Here is an 18175-nt window from a genome sequence, read left to right on the forward strand (position 1 = left end):
CAGGTCACCTGGCCGCGGGCGCGCCGGTCGTCACGTCGACGATCGTGCGACCGACCTCCTCGCCACCGGTGAGGTAGGACACGAGGCCGAGGTAGCGGCGGGACGCGGTGAGACCGGTCCACGAGAGCGTGGCGTCGACCGGCTCGCCGGACACCGTGCTCACGCTCGACGGGTCGACCGTCAGGTTGCCCGCCGACGAGGACACCGCCCAGATGTGGGTCGGCACCGTCGCGCTGGCGCCGCGGGCACCGTTCCAGTAGTCGATCGCCACGAGGTAGGTGCCCGGGGTCGGGTCCTGGATCGTGATGCTCTCGTCCGAACCCTCGTTGGCGCTCTGGGCGATGATCGACCCAGCGCTCGTCGCGAGGTAGAGGTCCATGTCCGTGCCGGGCACGGAGATCTCCTCGTCGAAGAACCCGACCCGAAGGGTCTTGGTCCCGGCCGGAACCGTGATCTGGAAGATGTTGTCTCCCACGCCCGCTCCGCCTTCGGGACCGTCGGAGACGACCGTGCGGTCGGCGACCTGCGAGGCGACCAGCCCGGCGACCTGCAGGTCCAGTTCGCCGTCGAAGGCCGGCGTGAACGACAGGCCGGTCGAGCCCTCGACGCCCTCGCCGGTGACCTCGGTGGGGGCCGACATGTACACCGGCTGCACCGCGATCGGGCTCTCGACGACGATGTCGCCGTTCACCAGGCGCAGCTGCCCGAAGGTGTACTGACCGGGGGCCGCGGTGGTGACGGTGATCGTGACCTCGAAGGTCGCGGTGCCGTTCGCCGGGACCTCGATGACCTCGGGGGAGACGGACACGGTGGTGCCCTCGGGGGCCTCGACCTCGACCGCGTAGGTGCCGCCGACGCCGGTGACGTCGGTGACGGTACGGGTCACGGTCTGCGACCCGGCGAGGTCGCCGATCGCGATGCTCGGGTAGTTGAGGTCGCTGGCGTCCTCCCCGCCGGTGCACCCGTCGACCGCGGCCGGCGCGACGGCGCAGAGGTAGTCCAGCCAGTCGATCACACCGGCGTCGTAGACCAGGCCGGGGTTGTAGGAGGCACCCGGGCGGACCTCACCGGCGCCGTAGTCCAGCGGGGAGGCGTCGGAGCCGGCCCGCTGGATGGGTCCACCGTTGTCGTCGGTGTCGCGAGCGGTCGTCATCATGGCCGACTTGATCGCGGCGGGGCTCCAGCCGGGGAACTCCTGCTTCATCAGGGCAGCGAGGCCCGCGATGTGGGGCGACGACATGGAGGTACCGGAGATCTGGTCGAACGTCGGCGTGCCGGGGTCGTCCCAGTCGCCGTGGTAGGCGGCCGCGATGTCGACACCGGGGGCGGTGATGTCCGGCTTGAGGAGGTCACCACCACCGGCCAGGGCCGGGCCGTAGGACGAGAAGCCGGCCATCTCCGGGGCGTTCACCGGGTCGGTGGACTGGTCGGAGATGCGCGCGACCGGACGCGCCGAGCTCTCCTCGTAGGCCTTGACCGCCGCACCGTCGGTGCCGGTGAGGTGGATCGAGGGCACCGAGTGGAAGTCGGCGTTGAGCGACTCCGTGTCGTTGTTGTTGACCTGGATCATGCCGATGCCGCCGGACTCCAGGACCTCCTGGGACTTCTCCACGCGGGCGTTGGAGCCACGCGTGCAGATGACGATCTTGCCCGCGGCCGCGGCGTCGTCCACCGAGCCGAGCAGGCACAGGCGCGAGTCGGCTGCGGTGAAGCCGGCGGCCGGGATGTCCTCGGCGTCGACGAGCTCGCCGACCGTGCCGGAGCCGTTGCCGACACCGGAGAAGGTCTGGGCCTCCTCGCCGGGGAACATCTCGGTGAGGGTGGTCTCGACCGTGGTGCCGACGGCGATCTCGCCACCGGCCAGCGGGACGAGGGCCGGGTCGAGGCGCTCGAGCTCGGGCACCACGACGTTGGGCAGCGAGGACGACTTGGTCAGGACGACGGGCACGCCGCGGGAGCCGGCGAAGGCGGCCGCCGAGAGCGCGTCGGGGAAGTTCTCCCCGCTCGCGACCAGGGCCATGCTGACGCTGGCCTCGAAACGGGCCGCGATGGCGGCGGAGGTGGCGTAGCGGTCGGCGCCGGAGATGCGCTCGGTCGCGCCGAGCTCGGCGTAGGCCGCCTCGGAGACGGCGACCGGGCCGCCCAGGACGACGATGTTGCTCGGGGCGAGCTCCGCGATGGCCTCACGGGTCGCCGCGGGCACGTGGTCGCGACGGGTCAGGAGGATCGGGGCGCCGTCGACGCTGGCCAGCGGACCGCCGGACAGGGCGTCGGGGAAGGCGCCGGCCTCGCCGGTGGCGACGTAGACGGTGTCGACACCACCCTCACGCTGCAGCGCGAGCTCGGCCGCGGTCTCGTAGCGGTTGGCGCCGAAGACGCGACGCACGGTGTAGCCGGCGTCGACCAGCTGGTCCTCGACGTCCTGGCTGACGGCCACGGGGCCGCCGAGGATGACCACCTCCTGGGGCAGCAGCATGTCCAGCGCGTCAGCGGTGACCGCCGGGAGGCCGTCCTGCTTGGTCAGCAGGACGGGGCTCTCGGAGGTCTCCCAGAGCTCGGCGGCCGGGGAGAAGCCCCCCGCGGCACCGGCCGGGGCGGCCGCCAGGGCGTCCGCGAAGTCGCGACCGCTCGCGAGGTAGACGCGCTCCACCGGGGCGGTGTACTCGTCCGCGATGCGGGCGGCGGTGGCGTAGCGGTCGCTGCCCGACCAGCGCTCGACGGCGGGGCCACCCACGGTGACGTCCATCTCGGCACCGCGGGAGTGGGTGCTCGCCGCGACCGTGGTGGTCCACGGGGCGTTGTGCGCGACCGAGGACTCGCCCACCGTGTCACCGGAGTTTCCGGCGGAGGTGGCCACGAAGATGCCGGCAGCGGCCGCGTAGAAGAACGCGATCTCGTCCGGGCCGGTCACCGAGGTGCTCGAGCCGGAGATCGAGTAGTTGATCACGTCGACACCGTCGGCGACGGCGTCGTCGATGGCCTGGACGAGACCCGCGGTGGTGCCCGAGCCGTTGCCGTCGGCGGTCTGCCACAGGCCCTTGTAGACGGCCAGGTAGGCGGCCGGCGCCATGCCGGAGGCCTGCCCCAGCGGGATGCCGCCGATGCGCAGGTCGACGCCGTGGTTGCCGGCGGCGGTGCCGGCGGTGTGGCTGCCGTGGCCGTTGCGGTCACGGGCCGAGGTGTACTCGCCGTCGATGACGTTGTTGCCGTACTCGGCGCCGTACCAGCGTGCGCCGATGATCTTGCCGTTGCACTCGAACTCGCCGTACCAGTCGGTGCCGGCCTCGGCGCAGTCGCCGTTCCAGTCCGCGGGCGCGGGAGCGAAACCGTCGCCGGCGAAGCTCGGGTTGAGCGGGTCGATACCGGTGTCGATGACGCCGACGATGATGCCCTCACCGGCGTTCTCCGGGCCTTCGAAGTAGGAGTTCCAGACGCCGCCCTCGCCGCTCAGGCCGAGGTAGTCGGGGGTCTGGACGGTGTCCGCGTGGCGGACCTCGTCCTCCCAGACCTGGACCACGTTGCCCTGCTTGCGGAGGTGGGCGAGCTCGCTCTGCGTCAGCTCGACCGCCATGCCGTTGAAGACGGTGTCGTACTCGGCGACCACGCGGTCGCTCGCGATGCCCACCGCCTTCAGCGTGCTCTGACGCTGCTTGGACAGGTGGTCGGCGTAGGCCTGCGCCGAGCTGCTCTCGACGTCGACCTTGTCCCCGGTCTGCGGCTTCGTCGCGGACAGGCCGCGGATCCCACCCTCGTAGGCCGCGATGGGGGTGTCCTTCAGCTGGACGATGTAGGTCGCCTTCTCACTGCTCAGCTCGGTCGGCGCGGCCATCGCGGCCGTCGTGCCGTACGCAAGCGGAGTGGTGACCGCGACCGCGACCGCCGAGAGCGCAGCGATGCGCCTCGTCGGCCCGGTTGATCTGGAACGCACAGGATTACCTCTTCTACTCAGACGTAAGGAGTTGTCCCTGTGGCTGCCCGGAAAGATCCCGGACACATGGACGTCACCAGTCTCCCCTTCGGGGAAGGGCAAAGCCACGACATTGACCAAACCGTTACTGAGTCGTTGACAACGGTGACGTGCGGAGACGCGCCGGGCCCGGACCGGGATCGGTGCGACCCGGGCCCGACGGGCTCAGACGCGCCAGACCTCGGCCTCGGTGACGAAGGCCGACGACGAGGGGCGCTCGGGCGTCCCGCCGCGCGTGATCTGCCCGGGCAGACGGCGACCGCCCACCCGGACGGACCCCTCCGCGCAAGGACCGAGCACCAGGTGCAGGCTGTGCTCGGACCCGCCCAGGTCGAAGGTGTCCGTGGTGAAGCTGCGCACGTCGAGCACTCCCGAGGCACGCACCTCGATCGTGCCGGCGCGCGCGACCAGGCCGTCCGCGAGGCCCAGGTGCAGCAGCACCGGCCACGGCCGGTAGACGGGGTCGTGCCAGGGCAGCCCGTCCAGCTCCGGGAAGTGACGGGTGAAGTCCTCGGTCACCCACCGGGCGAGCTCGCGCCGGGACGAGCACACGGTCACGCCGTCCGGCTGCCAGAGGACTAGCGCGTCCCCGGTGCCGTGCGGGGACCAGTCCACCCGCCACACGGAGGCGTAGGCCGTGCACGCCCCGTCCTCGTCGAACAGCTGGAGCCCGGGGTTGGCCCCGACCAGGACCGGCTTCCTCGTGGCCGGGTCGGAGGCGGGGCTCTCTGCGGCGAGTGCCGCCCTCGGGCCCGCGAGGGTCACCGCCCCGGTCGCCGCGGCGCCGAGCAGCACGCTGCGGCGGCCGACGGCGCCCGGCCGGGAGGAGGGCTGGGTCGCGATACGGGAACGGGTCATGACTGCTGTTCCTCTCGTGCGAGAGCGTTCGGTAGGGGTACGGTGCGGCCGTGTCGCCGGCCGCCCGCCGAGGCGACCACGCGGGTGCCGCGACTGACAAGAGATTCGACGTGCTTCGAAAGGTGGGGTCGTGGCGATCCGGATCCGGATGGACGCCCGCGCGCTGGCCCGGTCGACCTTCGGCACCTCGCCGGCCCTCGAGGTGGTCGGCGTGGTGCGCAGCCGCGGGCGCTCTGGACTGCCCCACGTGCGCCGGTGGTACGCCGAGGCGGCCCGGCGGGTGCCGGGGGGCCACCTCGAGGTCCTGCACCTGCTGGTGCCCGCGGCCGAGGAGCACCCGCACGTCCCCGACTGGCTGACCCCGCCGCCGCTGGGCGTGGACGAGCCCGTCGGGTCCGTCGTGGAGCGGATCGCTGCGACGCCGGAGGAGGTCGTCTCCTACCAGCTCGACATCTCCGTCGACGGCCGCCCGGTGCGTCCCGAGGTGGCGGCCCAGTGGCCGGACGATGCGGCATACCGTCGGTGGCGCCGCACCCCGCCCCCGGCGCTCCGACGGCTCGTGGAGGAGGGGCACGGAGTCGTGGCGCGGCGGGCCGCGGACGCCGTGTCGGCACTCTTCGAGAACGTGCTGGCCCCCGACTGGGCTGACGTCCGCGCGGTCCTCGAGGCGGACATCGCCCACCGCGGGGACGTCGTCGTGAGGCAGGGCGCCGAGGCGCTGCTCACCGGACTGGGGGAGGGCTTCACCTGGACCGGGTCCGAGGCCGTCCTCGACCGGCCCTACGACGGCACCGTCGGCTGGGCCCGGGACGGGATGCTCCTCGTCCCGTCCACCGTGCACGTCGGGCCGGTGCGGTTCGCTGCCGAGGAGCCGGACCCGCCCGTCGTGATCTACGCCGCGCGCGGCGTGGCCCGGCTGTGGCAGCGCGACGTGCCCGAGCCGGACGGGGGGCTGGAGCAGCTGGTCGGGGCGACCCGGGCACGGGTGCTCCTCCTGCTCGACGAACCGCGCACGACCACCGAGCTGAGCCGGCGGGGCGGCTGGGCCGAGGCGACGACCTCTTACCACCTGGGGGTGCTGCTGCGGGCCGGGCTGGTGTCCCGGAGGCGGGAGGGTCGGCGCGTGCTCTACCGGCGGACGGAGCTGGGCGCGGCGCTCGCGTCAGGTGGAGGGCAGGGCAGGGGGTGACCCGAGGGCGCGCACCGCGGCGGGCCGGCTGGGCACTCCCCAGGACACCGCCGACCTGGCGGGCTCCTTGCTGAGCGTCAGGCCGCGGAATCACCGGCCAGGTGCTGCACTCCGACGGGGGTATCGCGGCGACGTAGGAGCAAGCGCTAGCAGCCGAGTGCCATCAACGTCAGGAAGACGTGGACCGCGATCCACCACCCCTTCTGCGGCTCTTCGTCTTTGAGGGTGGGGTCATAGGTTCAGCCCTCCGCCGATGAGGAGCATGCGGAGGCGGTAGTTCTCGAAGTTCGTCAGGCCGCGGGCGATGCGGCGGTGGAGCTCGATGAGGCCGTTGATGGCCTCGGTGCCGCCGTTGGTGGCGCCGGTGTCGAAGTAGGCCAGGAACGCCTCCTTCCACTTGCGAAGGGTCCGGCCGAGGCGTGCGATCTCGGGGATCGGGCAGGAGGGGAACGACGCGACGATGCGCTCGGCGATCTTGCGGCCCTCTGCCTTATCGACGTGCTTGTACGCCGAGCGCAGCTGCTGGGCGCACTGCCAGGTCAGGTCGACCTTCTCGTGCTCGGCGTGGGCGGCGAACGCTCGCTCGATCCGGGTGCGCTGCTTGTCGGTGAGGTTCTCCGCACCAGCGCGCAGGATGGTCTGGATGCCGTACAGCGGGTCGCCCTTGCGGCCACGGTGGCCGGTGGTGTCCTGCTGCACCCGCCGGCGGACCTCATCGACGCACTTGGTGCCGAGCGCGACGACGTGGAAGGCGTCCAGGACGGCGGTGGCGTCGGCGAGCTCGTCGTCGATCGCGTTCTTGTACCCCTGGAACGGGTCGAGGGTCGCGACGTCCACCCCGGCGGTGAACTCCTTGCCGCGGGCCTGCAGCCAGTCGGCGTAGGCGGCCCGCGTCCGCCCCTGGACCAGGTCGAGCAGACGCGCCCTGACCTGCCCGTTCTCGTCGGTGGTCAGGTCGACCATCCCGGTCAGCTCCTTCGGACCACGCCCGCCGTCCTGCGGCGCCTTGGTGGACACGTGGTGCCACACGTGCTCATCAACCCCCAGGGTGCTCACGCCGCCGAAGCGGGTCTCGTCCGCGGCTGCCGCGGCCAGGATCGGCCTGATCGCCGACCACACAGTGCGCCACCGCACGCCGAGCTGGCGGGCCACGCCCTGCACCGAGGCGTGCTCGGAACGGACCTGACCGATCGCCCACCGCGCCGCGCGGGTGGTCAGCAGGCCGCGCGGACGGACCAGGTCGGGCACCTGCTCGGTGAACGTCTTCGTCGTGCAAGCGTGCTCGCGGCAGCGGTAGCGGCGCTTGCGCCAGATGAGCACGACCGGGGTGTCGAAGCAGGGTGCGTCGACCAGTCGAACGACCCGCCGGCTGTGTGCCTCGGCCACCGTCCCGCAGGCCGGGCACCCGGTCAGTGCCGGGGCCGACTCGATGGTCACGGTCAGCAGGTCAGGGGCGCCGGACGGCGGTCACGTGCAGACCGTCCAGCCCGACGAGGAGGTCGCAGTTGTGGCAGTACGCGCCGCCGGTGCCCAGGGCACGGCAGCACGACGTAGGCTCAGACACGTCGAGGTCCTTGGCGATCGGGAGAGGTAGAAGTCCCCTGATCATCGAGGACCTCGACCCCGTCCCGGCCTCACCCAGCGCGTCGGCGCGCCGCCCTCACCCCACCCTCAAAGACGAAGAGCCGGCAATGCCCCGACGGCGAGGTGGCCGATGAGTTGGGGTCGACGTCCGGCCGGGCAGCGATCGACAGGGTGAACCCCCCCAACACGTCCCCGGATGGGGTGAGGTCGACCGTGCAACGACGGACAGTGCCCCCGGCAGGATTCGAACCTGCGACACCCGCTTTAGGAGAGCGGTGCTCTATCCCCTGAGCTACGAGGGCGGGGCGCCCACGGTCGGGCGCCACGGGAAATCCTCTCACGAACGATCCGCGGGCCCGCACGCGCGGGCGCGGGGAGCAAGTGGGATCACCGGGCCACCCCGTCAGCCTGGGGCGGCACCTGCGATAGTGCCGGGGTGACTTCGACCCCCGGCCTCGACGAGGCCGCCGCCGTCCAGCGACGGACTGTCCTGACCCTCATGGGCAGCCAGACCCTCGGCGGGGTCGGCGTCGCCTCCGGCATCGCGGTCGCCGCGATCGTCGCGGCGGACGTCAGCGGACGTGACGCCCTGTCCGGGCTGGCCAACACGACTCAGGTGCTCGGCGGCGCCCTCTTCACCGTGCCCGTGGCGGCGATCATGGCCACCCGCGGCCGTCGGCCCGGCCTGGTGACCGCATACCTGATCGGTGCGCTCGGCGCCCTGCTCGCCGTGACCGCTGCCACCATCGGCAGCTTCTGGCTGCTGCTGCTCGGGACGACCCTCTTCGGAGCATCGTCGACCGCCAACAGCCAGGCCCGGTATGCCGCCACCGACCTCGCCCCGCCCGAGCGCCGTGGGCGGCAGCTCAGCTGGGTCGTCTGGGCCACGACGGTCGGCTCCGTGCTCGGCCCCAACCTCATCGGCCCCGGCAAGTGGGTGGCCGAACGCATCGGCGTCGCCCCGCTGGCGGGTGCCTGGGTGCTCTCCCTCGCCGGCTTCCTGATCGCGGCGGTGCTGCTGCAGCTCCTGCTGCGCCCCGACCCGCTGCAGCTCTCGCGCGAGCTCGCCCACCGGGCCCTGCCGGCGGAGGAGCAGGCGCTGCCGGTCGCCGCCCGGCGCGGCAGCGTGGCCGAGGGCCTGCGCGTCATCGCGCACAACCCGGCGGCGCTGTGGGGCACGCTCGCGGTGACCACCGGTCACGTCGTCATGGTCGCGGTGATGGTCATGACCCCCCTGCACATGCGTCACGGTGGTGCCGTGGTCGAGATCATCGGCCTGGTCATCTCGCTGCACATCCTCGGGATGTACGGCCTCTCGCCGGTGGCGGGGCAGCTCACCGACCGGCTCGGCTCGCCCGCCGTCGTCCTCGCCGGGGTCGTGCTGCTCCTGCTCGCCTGCCTGCTGGCGGGGCTGTCCACCGACGGGTTCTCGGGCGGCCTGACCGCCGGGATGATCCTGCTCGGGCTCGGTTGGTCCTGCACGATGGTGGCCGGCTCGGGGACGGTCGCGGGGTCGGTCCCCGTCGCCGAACGTGCGGCTGTCCAGGGTGCTGCGGACCTGGTCATGGGCCTGTCCGCCGCGGCCGGCGGAGCGCTCGCGGGCGTGGTCATGGACCTGTGGAGCTACAGCACGCTCTGCGCGCTCGCCGCGGTGGCCGCACTCGCCCTCGGCGCCTTCACGGTTGCGCGACGTCGAGTGGTTAGCCTGAAGGTGTGACCCCACCCCGCCGTTCGCTCGCCCTGGACCCTGCCCGGGTCGAGGCCGTCAAGCGCTCCCGCGCCCGGTGGCGACACGAGGTGGCCGAGCTCGGCGGCCCCAACACGCTGCTGTGGCACCGCACCTCCCTGACCGGCACGTTCGACCTCAACCTGGCCCACCCCGGCGGGGTCGCCAAGCTCCTCTCGGGCCGCCCCACGCTCCTCTCGGAGCTGGTGCGCGAGCAGGTCGCCTTCACCGACGCCGGCCGCCGCATCGGGGCCATCCGCGACAAGGTCTCCGAGCTGCGTCGGGAGCACGGTGTCGAGGCCGGCTTCCTCGCGATCGGCCTGGCGACCTGGACCCTGCACCGGGTCCCGGTGCCCCCGCGGGCACCGGTCCTGCTGCGCGGCTGCCGCATCACCCCCACCGACGCGGTGCACGGCGACTACCTGCTGGAGCTGCACGAGGACGTCGTCTTCAACCCGGTGCTCGAGCACTACCTGCGCAGCGAGGTCCACCTCGAGCTCGACCCGACCATGCTGGCCGGGCTCTCGGCCCAGGACCACGGTTTCGACCCCCGGCTGACCTACCAGGCGCTGGAGGACATCTGCCGCGAGATGGCCGGCTTCGCCATCGGCCCCCAGATGGTCGTGGGCACCTTCCCCTGGGCCAAGCTGCCGCTCGTCACCACCTACACCGGTGACGTCCGGGGGCTGGCCGGGCACGACGTGGTGGCCGCCCTCGCCGGGGCCGACGTCCCGATCAGCTCGCCCGGTCCCGACCCCGACCGGGCCGACGACCCCGCCCAGGAGCTCTCCGCGCTCGACGCCGACCGCAGCCAGCGGCTCGTGCTCGACGAGGCCGTGCGCGGCGCGAGCGTCGTGCTCGACACCCCGGCCGGCACCGGGGCCACGCAGACCATCGCCAACCTCGTCGTCGCGGCCGTCTCCGAGGGGCGCACCGTGCTGGTCACCTCCGAGGAGCGCTCGGCCCTCGACGCCCTCCGGCGCCGGCTCGACCACGTCGGGCTCGGCGACCTGTGCCTGCACCTGGCCGAGGACCCTGCCTCCATGCGGACAGCCGTGGCGGCGGTGCACCACGCGCTCGACCGGCTGCCCCGCGAGGAGGAGCCCGACCTCGGCACCGACCCGCTGCCGGCCCGCGCCGACGCGCTCGACGTGCTGCGGCGCGACCGTCAGGTGCTGCACCACGTGCACGAGCCCTGGGGACTCTCGCTCGCGCAGGTGCAGGACGACCTCGCCGCGCTCGCGGCTCTCGATCACCCGCCGGCGTCCCGGGTGCGGCTGCCCCTCGAGGTGCTGCGCACCGTCGGCGAGGAGGAGCTCTCGGCCACGACCGACGCCCTCATCGAGGCCGCCGCCGCGGACGCCTGGCCGCGGGGCAGGGCCGAGGACCCCTGGTGGTCCGCGCGCCTCACCTCCGCGGACGAGGCGGCACGGGCGACCGAGATCGTGGCCCGGCTCGTCACGGGGGAGCTCACCGACGCGCGCGAGATGGCCGACGCGGTGACGCGGGCGGCCGGGATGCCGCCGCCGGCGAACCTGCATCAGTGGGGTCACCGGCTCGGGCTCGTCGCCCGCGCCAGCGAGACCCTCGACATCTTCACCCCGCAGATCTACGACGCCCCGCTCGACGACATGGTCGCGGCGACGGCGGACCGCGACGAGGTCACCGAGCGTCCGGGCGCCGTCGCCCGTGCCCGCCTGCGGCGCCAGGTGCGCTCCCTGCTGCGCCCCGGCACGCCACCCTCCGACCTCCCGCGTCGCGTCCGCCTGGCCCGCGACGAGCGCGAGGAGTGGGAGTCGGTCGCCGGCCGCGCTGCCCGCCCGGCGGCCCCCGAGGGCTGGGAGGAGGCGCTCGCCGCCTTCACCCCGATCGGCGAGGACCTCGCCTGGCTCGCCCGGGTCTTCGAGGGGCGCCCGCTCGGCAAGGACCTCTCGACCGTCCACCTCGACACCGTGCTCGAGCGGCTGGTCATGCTGGACGCCCGGGCCGACCGGGCCCCGGTCGCCGCGACGGCCCACCCGCTGCTCGAGCCGCTGCGCGAGAAGGGCCTGGGCGAGCTGGTCGACGACCTGGCGCGCCGCGGCGTCGCTCCCGAGCGGGTCGCGGCCGAGGTCCGCTTCGTGCACCGATCCTCGCTCCTGGCGCACCTGCGCTCCGACGACGTGCCGCAGCAGCTGTCCGCCGACGCCGTGAGGGAGGCCGAGCGCACCTTCCGCCGTGCCGACCGAGCCCACCTGCGGCGCAACGCCCTGCGCGCGCGCCGCGCCGCGCTGCGCCGGCTGCGCCGCACGCTCGCCGCCCAGGCCTCCCAGCTCACCGCCTGGGAGCGCGCCCTCGAGCGTGCCCGCGTGGGCGCGATCGACCTACGCGACATCGTCAGCCGCGCGCCCGACGTCGTCCTGGCCGCGCAGCCCGTCGTGCTCGCCTCCCCGCTGGTCGTGCCCTCGCTCCTGCCGCCGGACACCACCTTCGACCTCGTCGTCGTCGACCGGGCCGGACGCACCACCACCGCCCGCGCCGTGCCCGCCCTCGCCCACGGGCGGCAGGTCGTGGTCGTCGGTGACAGCGGCGGCCCCGGGCCGGTGCAGTTCTCGGTCGTCGCCGACCCGCGCCTCGAGGGCGAGACCGCCACCGACGTCGCGGAGCACTCGCTGCTCGAGGACGCTGCCGCGGTGCTGCCCGTGCGTCACCTCTCGACGCACTACCGCGCCCTGGACCAGAGCCTCGTCGCGCCGCTGGCGGGGCTCATGCCGGTGCCGGTCCACAGCTTCCCCGGTGCCGCGCGCTCGGCGGCCGTGCGGGAGCACGTCGTCGAGGGTCCGGTGGACGCCCGTGTCCGACGCACCGTCGAGCTGCTGCTCGACCACGCACGGTCGATCCCGGACGAGAGCCTGCTGGTGGTCACCGACGACGAGGCCACGGCCGAGGACGTCGACGTGGCGCTGCGGGCCGCGCTGGCCGGCGGCCGGAGCGCGGCCGGGGCGACGGCGGTCTCGGACGACCCCTCCGCGATCGAGCCGCTGCTCGTCCGACCCGTCCGGCGGGTGGCCGGCGAGGTGCGCGACCGCGTGCTGTGGGTGACCGGGCTCGGGGGCGGCGTGGCGACCGACCCACGCGTCCCGGGGGCCGTCATCGGGTCCGCCCGGCGTGGCCTCGACATCGTCACCCCGGTCCCCGTCGCCGACTGGCCGGAGGGCGACGGCACCGACGTCGTGCGCCGGGCCGTGGCCTTCCGGGAGCAGCCGGCCCGGGGCGGAGGCTCCGCGGTGCTCGCCGAGCTGAGCCGGCGGCTGCGGGAGGAGGGGCTGACGGTCGTCGACGGCTACGCCCACGGCCCCCACGCGATCGACCTGGCCGTGGGGGAGGACGAGTCCCGCATGGTCGTCGCGGTCGACAGCGACGTGTCGCCGGGTGCCGAGCCCGGCCGGGACGACCTGCGTCTGCGCCCGGAGCAGCTGACCCGGATGGGGTGGCGCCCGGTCCGGGTGCGCTCCACCGACGTCTTCACCGACCCGGCCCGCGAGGTGGTCCGGGTGCTGGAGGCGCTGCGCGGCACCGCTGCGCGCGGCTCGTCGGGCGAGGGCGAGTGACCGAGGAGACCCCGGCCGGACCGCCCGAGGAGCAGGTTCCCCGCCGCCGGCGGCGGCGTCACCGGCGGGTCGTCGCGCCGCCGACCAACCCGGCCGCCGACCCCTCCGACGACGTCCCCGGGCCCCGGTCCGAGCGGGGCGCAAAGGAGCCGGGGGCGGGGCGACCCAAGGACGGCCGTGAGGCCTGGATCCTCGAGCAGCGCCCGCCCCACTGGGACTGACGGGGCGGCGGGCTAGAGCCCTGCGCCGCCCTCGGGACGACGGGTGGCGAGCAGGTCGCGGATCTCGCGCAGCGTGGCGAGCTCCTCGCTGACCTCCTCCGGGGCCTCCTTGCCGCGCATGCGCATCTCGTTGTACTTGTTCATCGGCATGACCAGGACGAAGTAGACGACGGCCGCCGTGATGAGGAAGACGATGAGCGCGTTGATGATCGCCGCGAAGTCCATCGCGGTGTCCGGCCGGTCGGAGATGATCCGCCACTTCAGGCCACCGACCTCGGCGCCTCCCGCGGCGTTGAGGATCGGGGTGACCAGGCTGGTGACCACCTGCTCGACGACCGCGGCGAAGGCTGCGCCGATGACGACCGCGACGGCGAGGTCGATGACGTTGCCGCGCATGATGAACTCTTTGAAGCCCTTGAGCATGGCTTGTCCTTTCCGCCGGACGCAGTGGTGCTGGTCCGGGTATGGGTGTTGTGACGGCCCTTCCCCCCGCGTGCCGCCAGGGCGACCGGCCGCGGTCGAGCGTAGCCGAGGTCGCCGGGTCCGCCTAGCGGTGCGGCGCGGCGTGGACGGCCAGGAGGAGGGCCGCCCCCGCCGGGTCGGCTCCCCGCGCGGCGGCGACGGCGCCTGCCTCGCCCGGGGACAGCGCGAGCCACACCCCGCCGGGCTCCCGACCTCCGGCGCCAGCCCCGAGCAGCCCCGACGACGCGCCGACTCCCTCGCCCGTCGCGGCCCCGACGACCAGAACGTCGGTCACGACAGCGGCCCCGTCGACCGGCGACAGGACGTCGACGCGGTCGCCCGGGGAGAGAGCCCGCGCGACCGGGGGGTCGGGCACCGGCAGCCAGACCGCCACCGAGCCCGCCGGCTGACCCGCGAGCGTCGAGCCCGCCCGCACGTCGTGCACCGTCAGCACCTCGCCCTCGGACAGGACGGCGGCGACGGGCCGGCCGACGACGGCCGCCGGATCGGTCACCGCCGTGCCGGGCACGGCTCCGGCGGGCAGCTGGCGAACGTCGACGTCGCCCGCGGCCACGACCGATCCCACGGGCAGCTGGCGCGTCGCCACGAGCACGGCCAGGTCGCCCGGTGCGGCCCGGGCCTGCACGGCATACCCCAGACCTGCGACGGCCACGCAGACGAGCAGCGCGGAGAGCGCCCGGCGCAGGGTGGCGCGACGCGAGGGGCGCAGCGGCGACCGGGGACGGGAGGCGTGGCGGCGTGGGAGGAGCACGGCCGGGACGCTAGGCGTCCGGCGTGCGCCGTGTCAGCGGCTCAGGCCGCGCCGGTGGAGGACGTCGAGGAGGAGGTGGACGATGTGGACGACGACGAGGAGGAGCTCGACGAGGAACCCGTGCCGTTGGACGACGAGCCGGTCCCGTTGGAGGACGCGGAGCTCGTGGTGGTGGACGTCGTCGTGCTCGACCCCGACCCGCGGGAGTCGGTCCGGTAGAAGCCGGACCCCTTGAAGACGACACCGACGGCGCTGAAGACCTTGCGCAGGGCTCCGGAGCAGTTCGGGCACACCGTCAGGGCGTCGTCGGAGAACGCCTGCTGGATGTCGAACGCGTGGCCGCAGTCCTTGCAGGAGTACGAGTAGGTGGGCACGACGGCAATTCTACGTGCCCTCCGGGGCGGCTCCGACATCGTGACCTAGGCTGGGCCGCGTGTCCCGACCCGTGTGGCAGCGCGCGGCCGTGCCGCTGGTGGCGATCCTCGTGGTGGTCGTCGTGGCCACGGCCGTGCTCGGCGTCGGACTGACCCGACGCGCCTTCCCCCAGACGACGGGCGAGATCACGATGCCCGGTCTGACCGGCGAGGTCGAGGTCGTCCGCGACTCCATCGGCGTCACCCACATCTACGCCGACACCCCCGACGACCTCTTCCGGGCGCAGGGCTTCGTCGCGGCCCAGGACCGCTTCTTCCAGATGGACCTGCGGCGCCACATCGTCAACGGCCGCCTGGCCGAGCTGGTCGGCCCGGGTGGCGTGGAGACCGACAAGGTCATCCGCACCATGGGCTGGCGGCGGGTCGCCGAGCAGGAGCTGGCGATGCTCGACCCGACGGCGCGCGGCTACCTGCAGGCCTACGCCGCCGGGGTCAACGCCTACATCGAGCAGCAGGGCGCCCCCTCCCGCATGGGTCTGGAGTATGCGGTGCTGGCCACCTCGGCGCCGGGCTACCAGGTGGAGCCGTGGGACGCGGTGGACTCGCTGGCCTGGCTGAAGGCGATGGCCTGGGACCTGCGGGGCAACTACTCCGAGGAGCTGGCGCGCGGCCGTCTCGTCGGGCAGGTGAGCCTGGCGCAGCTCGGCGAGCTCTACCCCGACTACCCCGCCGACGACCACCCCCCAATCCTCTCGTCCGACGAGTGGTCGCCCGAGCGGGCGCCCGGCGCGGACGGGGCCGGCGGACGCGGCGGCACGAGCGGCATACCCGACCCCGACTCCGACGACCCCGCGGACCGCGCGCTGCTCACCGACCCGGTCGCGCCCCCCGGCCCGACCTTCGGCACCACGCGCAACTGGCTCGCCGACGCCGGGGTCGACGAGGCCCTCGAGGCGACCGAGCTCGCCCTGGGCGCCGTGCCCGAGCTGCTCGGCCGCGGCGAGGGCATCGGCTCCAACTCCTGGGTCGTCTCCGGGCAGCACACCGCCTCCGGCAAGCCCCTGCTGGCCAACGACCCGCACCTCGGCGTCTCGCAGCCCGGCATCTGGCTGCAGGCCGGCCTGCACTGCCGGCAGGTCTCCGCGAGCTGCCCCTTCGACGTCACCGGCTTCACCTTCGCCGGTTTCCCGGGCGTGATCATCGGCCACAACCGCGACATGGCCTGGGGGATCACCAACCTCGACCCGGACGTCACCGACTTCTACCTCGAGGACGTGCGCGACGACCGCGTGCGCCGCGGCGACGACTACGTGCCGATGATCGTGCGGACCGAGACCATCTCGGTCGCGGGCGGCGACGACGTCGAGATCACCGTGCGCGAGACGTCCAACGGCCCGATCCTCTCCGACGTCGTCGACTCGGTGGCCGACCTCGGGCAGGGGGCGCCGCTGGGCGGCGTCCGCACCTCCAACGACTACGCCGTCGCGCTCTCCTGGACCGCGCTGCAGCCGGGCACCACGGCCGAGGCGGTCTTCCGGATGAACGTCGCGAGCGGGTGGGAGGACTTCCGCCAGGCCGCGAGCCTCTTCACCGTGCCCTCGCAGAACCTCCTCTACGCCGACACCGAGGGCAACATCGGCTACCAGGCACCGGGCCTGGTGCCGATCCGTCGGTCCGCCACCCACGGCACGCCCCCCGGCTACCTGCCGGCGCCGGGCTGGGACGAGGCCTACGCCTGGCAGGGCTACGTCGACTTCGAGGACCTCCCGTGGGCCCTCAACCCGGAGGACGGCGTCGTCGTCGCCGCCAACCAGGCCGTGGTGCGGGGCGGGGAGCCGTTCCTCACGACCGAGTTCGACAAGGGCTACCGCTCCGCGCGGATCCTCGAGCTGATCACCGAGCGGATCGACGGCGGCATCCCGCTCGACGTCGAGGAGATGACCGAGATCCAGCTGGACGACCACAACGCCCTCGCCGAGGTGCTCGTCCCCTACCTGGTGCGCACCGACCTCGGCAACGAGTTCTACACCGAGGCCCAGGACCTGCTGCGCCACTGGGACCTCACGGCCCCCGCCGAGGGGGAGCAGTCGGCCGCGGCCGCCTACTTCTACGCCGTCTACGCCAACCTCCTCGAGACCGTCCTCGACGACGAGTTGCCGCCGGACCTCGCGGCCACGGGCAACTCGCGCTCGATGCTGCTGCTGGAGGAGCTGCTGCGCAGCCCCGACAGCGCGTGGTGGGACGACCGGCGCACCCCGGGTGTCGTCGAGTCGCGCGACGAGGTGATCCGCACCGCGATGATCCACGCACGCAACGACCTCACCCGGACGCTGTCCAAGGACCCCTCGGACTGGACGTGGGGCCAGCTGCACACGGTGCGCCTCGAGCACGAGGTGCTCTCCTCCGACGCCGCCCCCGGCCTGGTCGCGGGCATCTTCGGGCAGCCGCCGCTGCCGGTCGGCGGGGGCAGCTCCCTCGTCAACGCCTTCAACTGGGACGCCTCCTCGGGGAGCTTCGAGGTCACCTCGGCCCCGTCGATGCGGATGGTCGTCGACCTGGCCGACCTCGACGCCTCGCGGTGGGTCAACCAGACCGGCCAGTCGGGCCATCCCTTCCACCCGCACTGGAAGGACCAGACCGAGGCCTGGGTCGAGGGCCGCACCTACGCCTGGCCCTTCACCCGTGCCGCGGTCGAGGAGGCCGCCGAGGACACCCTCACGCTCGTCCCGGACACCGCCGCCCGCTGACGCCGGGCGCGGTCCCGGTCGACCGTCAGGGCACCGGCACCTCGACCACACCGCTCGCCGGGCGCAGCACGGCGTCCACCACGGCGTCGTGGGTATCGGCGGGCACGTCCTCGACGACCTCGTGGTCGTGGAGGACGACGACCACCGGGGCCCCGCCGGAGAGCTCGCGCAGCCGGGGGAGCGTGGTGTCGTAGTAGCCGCCGCCCTGGCCGAGCCGCACGCCCCGCCGGGCGACCGCCAGGGCGGGCACGAAGGCCACGTCGACCGCCGCCAGCGCATTCTCACCCAACGGCGTCCGGTCCGGGTCGTCCAGGTCGGCCCAGTCGAGCCGGGGCCGCTCCAGCGTGATCGGCACCAGCACCCGCACGCCCGCCTCCTGCAGGGCCGCGGTCAGGCCGTCGACGGGCGGCTCGGTCCGCATCGGCTCGAAGGCGGTCACGCACAGCCCGGCCACGCTGTCCCGGCCCGCACGCACGGCATACCTCTGGAGGAGGTCGAGCGCCGCCCGGCCCAGGGCCTGCGCCGCGGCCCCGCGGTCGCGCTCGTCCCAGCCGTCCACGAGCTCGCGCCGTGCGGCGCGCACGAGGCGGCGCCACTCGGTCTTGTCGGCGACGACGTCGCCGGTAGGGGCGTAGCGCGGCAGGGGGTCGGGTCTCACCCGCCCATTGTGGCGCGCGTGGCTACG

At 73.8% G+C, this 18175-nt stretch carries 11 protein-coding genes, 1 tRNA gene and 2 pseudogenes; 6 read left to right on the top strand and 8 right to left on the bottom strand.

All coding sequences use genetic code 11. The features are described 5' to 3' along the window. Positions 1-4 precede the first annotated feature (4 nt). On the bottom strand, positions 5-3829 hold the full coding sequence (locus FB476_RS02435) for a cell wall-binding repeat-containing protein (RefSeq protein ID WP_141817367.1): 3825 nt from the start codon (positions 3827-3829) through the stop codon (positions 5-7). Between the two features lie 303 nt (positions 3830-4132). Continuing rightward, positions 4133-4825 (bottom strand): hypothetical protein, encoded by a 693-nt coding sequence (locus FB476_RS02440; protein WP_202876878.1) that lies wholly within the window; start codon positions 4823-4825, stop codon positions 4133-4135. A gap of 130 nt (positions 4826-4955) precedes the next feature. On the opposite strand from FB476_RS02440, the gene FB476_RS02445 reads away from it, so the two are divergent. Next, on the top strand, positions 4956-6014 hold the full coding sequence (locus tag FB476_RS02445; RefSeq protein ID WP_141817368.1) for an ArsR/SmtB family transcription factor: 1059 nt from the start codon (positions 4956-4958) through the stop codon (positions 6012-6014). Positions 6015-6245: 231 nt separating this feature from the next. On the opposite strand, the pseudogene FB476_RS02450 reads toward FB476_RS02445, so the two are convergent. Both FB476_RS02450 and FB476_RS02455 read right to left on the bottom strand, forming a co-directional pair. Next, positions 6246-7578: pseudogene (locus FB476_RS02450) on the bottom strand (ISL3 family transposase). 249 nt (positions 7579-7827) lie between these two features. Then, a tRNA-Arg gene (locus FB476_RS02455) sits at positions 7828-7900 on the bottom strand. A 134-nt stretch (positions 7901-8034) separates the two neighbouring features. Between FB476_RS02455 and FB476_RS02460 the strand changes: the two genes are divergently transcribed. Genes FB476_RS02460 through FB476_RS02470 form a run of 3 tightly spaced genes read left to right on the top strand, consistent with a single transcriptional unit; the run spans position 8035 to position 13135 of the window. Continuing rightward, positions 8035-9315 (top strand): MFS transporter, encoded by a 1281-nt coding sequence (locus FB476_RS02460; protein ID WP_238329520.1) that lies wholly within the window; start codon positions 8035-8037, stop codon positions 9313-9315. Continuing rightward, positions 9312-12914 carry a hypothetical protein gene (locus FB476_RS02465; RefSeq protein WP_141817370.1) on the top strand — a complete coding sequence of 1201 codons (3603 nt, stop codon included), beginning with the start codon at positions 9312-9314 and terminating at the stop codon, positions 12912-12914. Before FB476_RS02460 ends, FB476_RS02465 begins: the two co-directional genes overlap by 4 nt. After that, on the top strand, positions 12911-13135 hold the full coding sequence (locus FB476_RS02470; protein ID WP_141817371.1) for a hypothetical protein: 225 nt from the start codon (positions 12911-12913) through the stop codon (positions 13133-13135). The genes FB476_RS02465 and FB476_RS02470 overlap by 4 nt, the downstream gene beginning before the upstream one ends. Positions 13136-13147: 12 nt before the next feature. On the opposite strand, the gene mscL is transcribed toward FB476_RS02470, so the two are convergent. After that, the gene (gene mscL, locus FB476_RS02475; RefSeq protein ID WP_141817372.1) at positions 13148-13558 is read right to left on the bottom strand and encodes a large conductance mechanosensitive channel protein MscL; all 411 of its coding nucleotides are present in this window, start codon (positions 13556-13558) and stop codon (positions 13148-13150) included. A gap of 124 nt (positions 13559-13682) precedes the next feature. Continuing rightward, a complete protein-coding gene (locus tag FB476_RS02480; RefSeq protein ID WP_141817373.1) occupies positions 13683-14369 on the bottom strand; it encodes an SAF domain-containing protein in 687 nt (228 codons plus the stop codon). Between the two features lie 30 nt (positions 14370-14399). On the opposite strand from FB476_RS02480, the gene FB476_RS17145 reads away from it, so the two are divergent. After that, the gene (locus FB476_RS17145) at positions 14400-14588 is read left to right on the top strand and encodes a hypothetical protein (RefSeq protein WP_337678362.1); all 189 of its coding nucleotides are present in this window, start codon (positions 14400-14402) and stop codon (positions 14586-14588) included. 14 nt (positions 14589-14602) lie between these two features. Here the strand turns inward: FB476_RS17145 and FB476_RS17150 are convergent. Then, positions 14603-14782 (bottom strand): annotated as a pseudogene (locus FB476_RS17150) (FmdB family zinc ribbon protein); the annotation flags it as partial. Positions 14783-14802: 20 nt separating this feature from the next. Here FB476_RS17150 and FB476_RS02490 point away from each other — a divergent pair. Continuing rightward, positions 14803-17490: a penicillin acylase family protein gene (locus FB476_RS02490; RefSeq protein ID WP_141817375.1), complete on the top strand. Its 2688-nt coding sequence runs from the start codon at positions 14803-14805 to the stop codon at positions 17488-17490. Positions 17491-17515: 25 nt separating this feature from the next. Here the strand turns inward: FB476_RS02490 and FB476_RS02495 are convergent, their stop codons facing one another. Next, positions 17516-18148 (bottom strand): 5-formyltetrahydrofolate cyclo-ligase, encoded by a 633-nt coding sequence (locus FB476_RS02495; RefSeq protein WP_141817376.1) that lies wholly within the window; start codon positions 18146-18148, stop codon positions 17516-17518. Positions 18149-18175 lie beyond the last annotated feature (27 nt).

The sequence above is a fragment of the Ornithinimicrobium humiphilum genome (genome assembly GCF_006716885.1).
GTDB lineage: Bacteria > Actinomycetota > Actinomycetes > Actinomycetales > Dermatophilaceae > Ornithinicoccus > Ornithinicoccus humiphilus.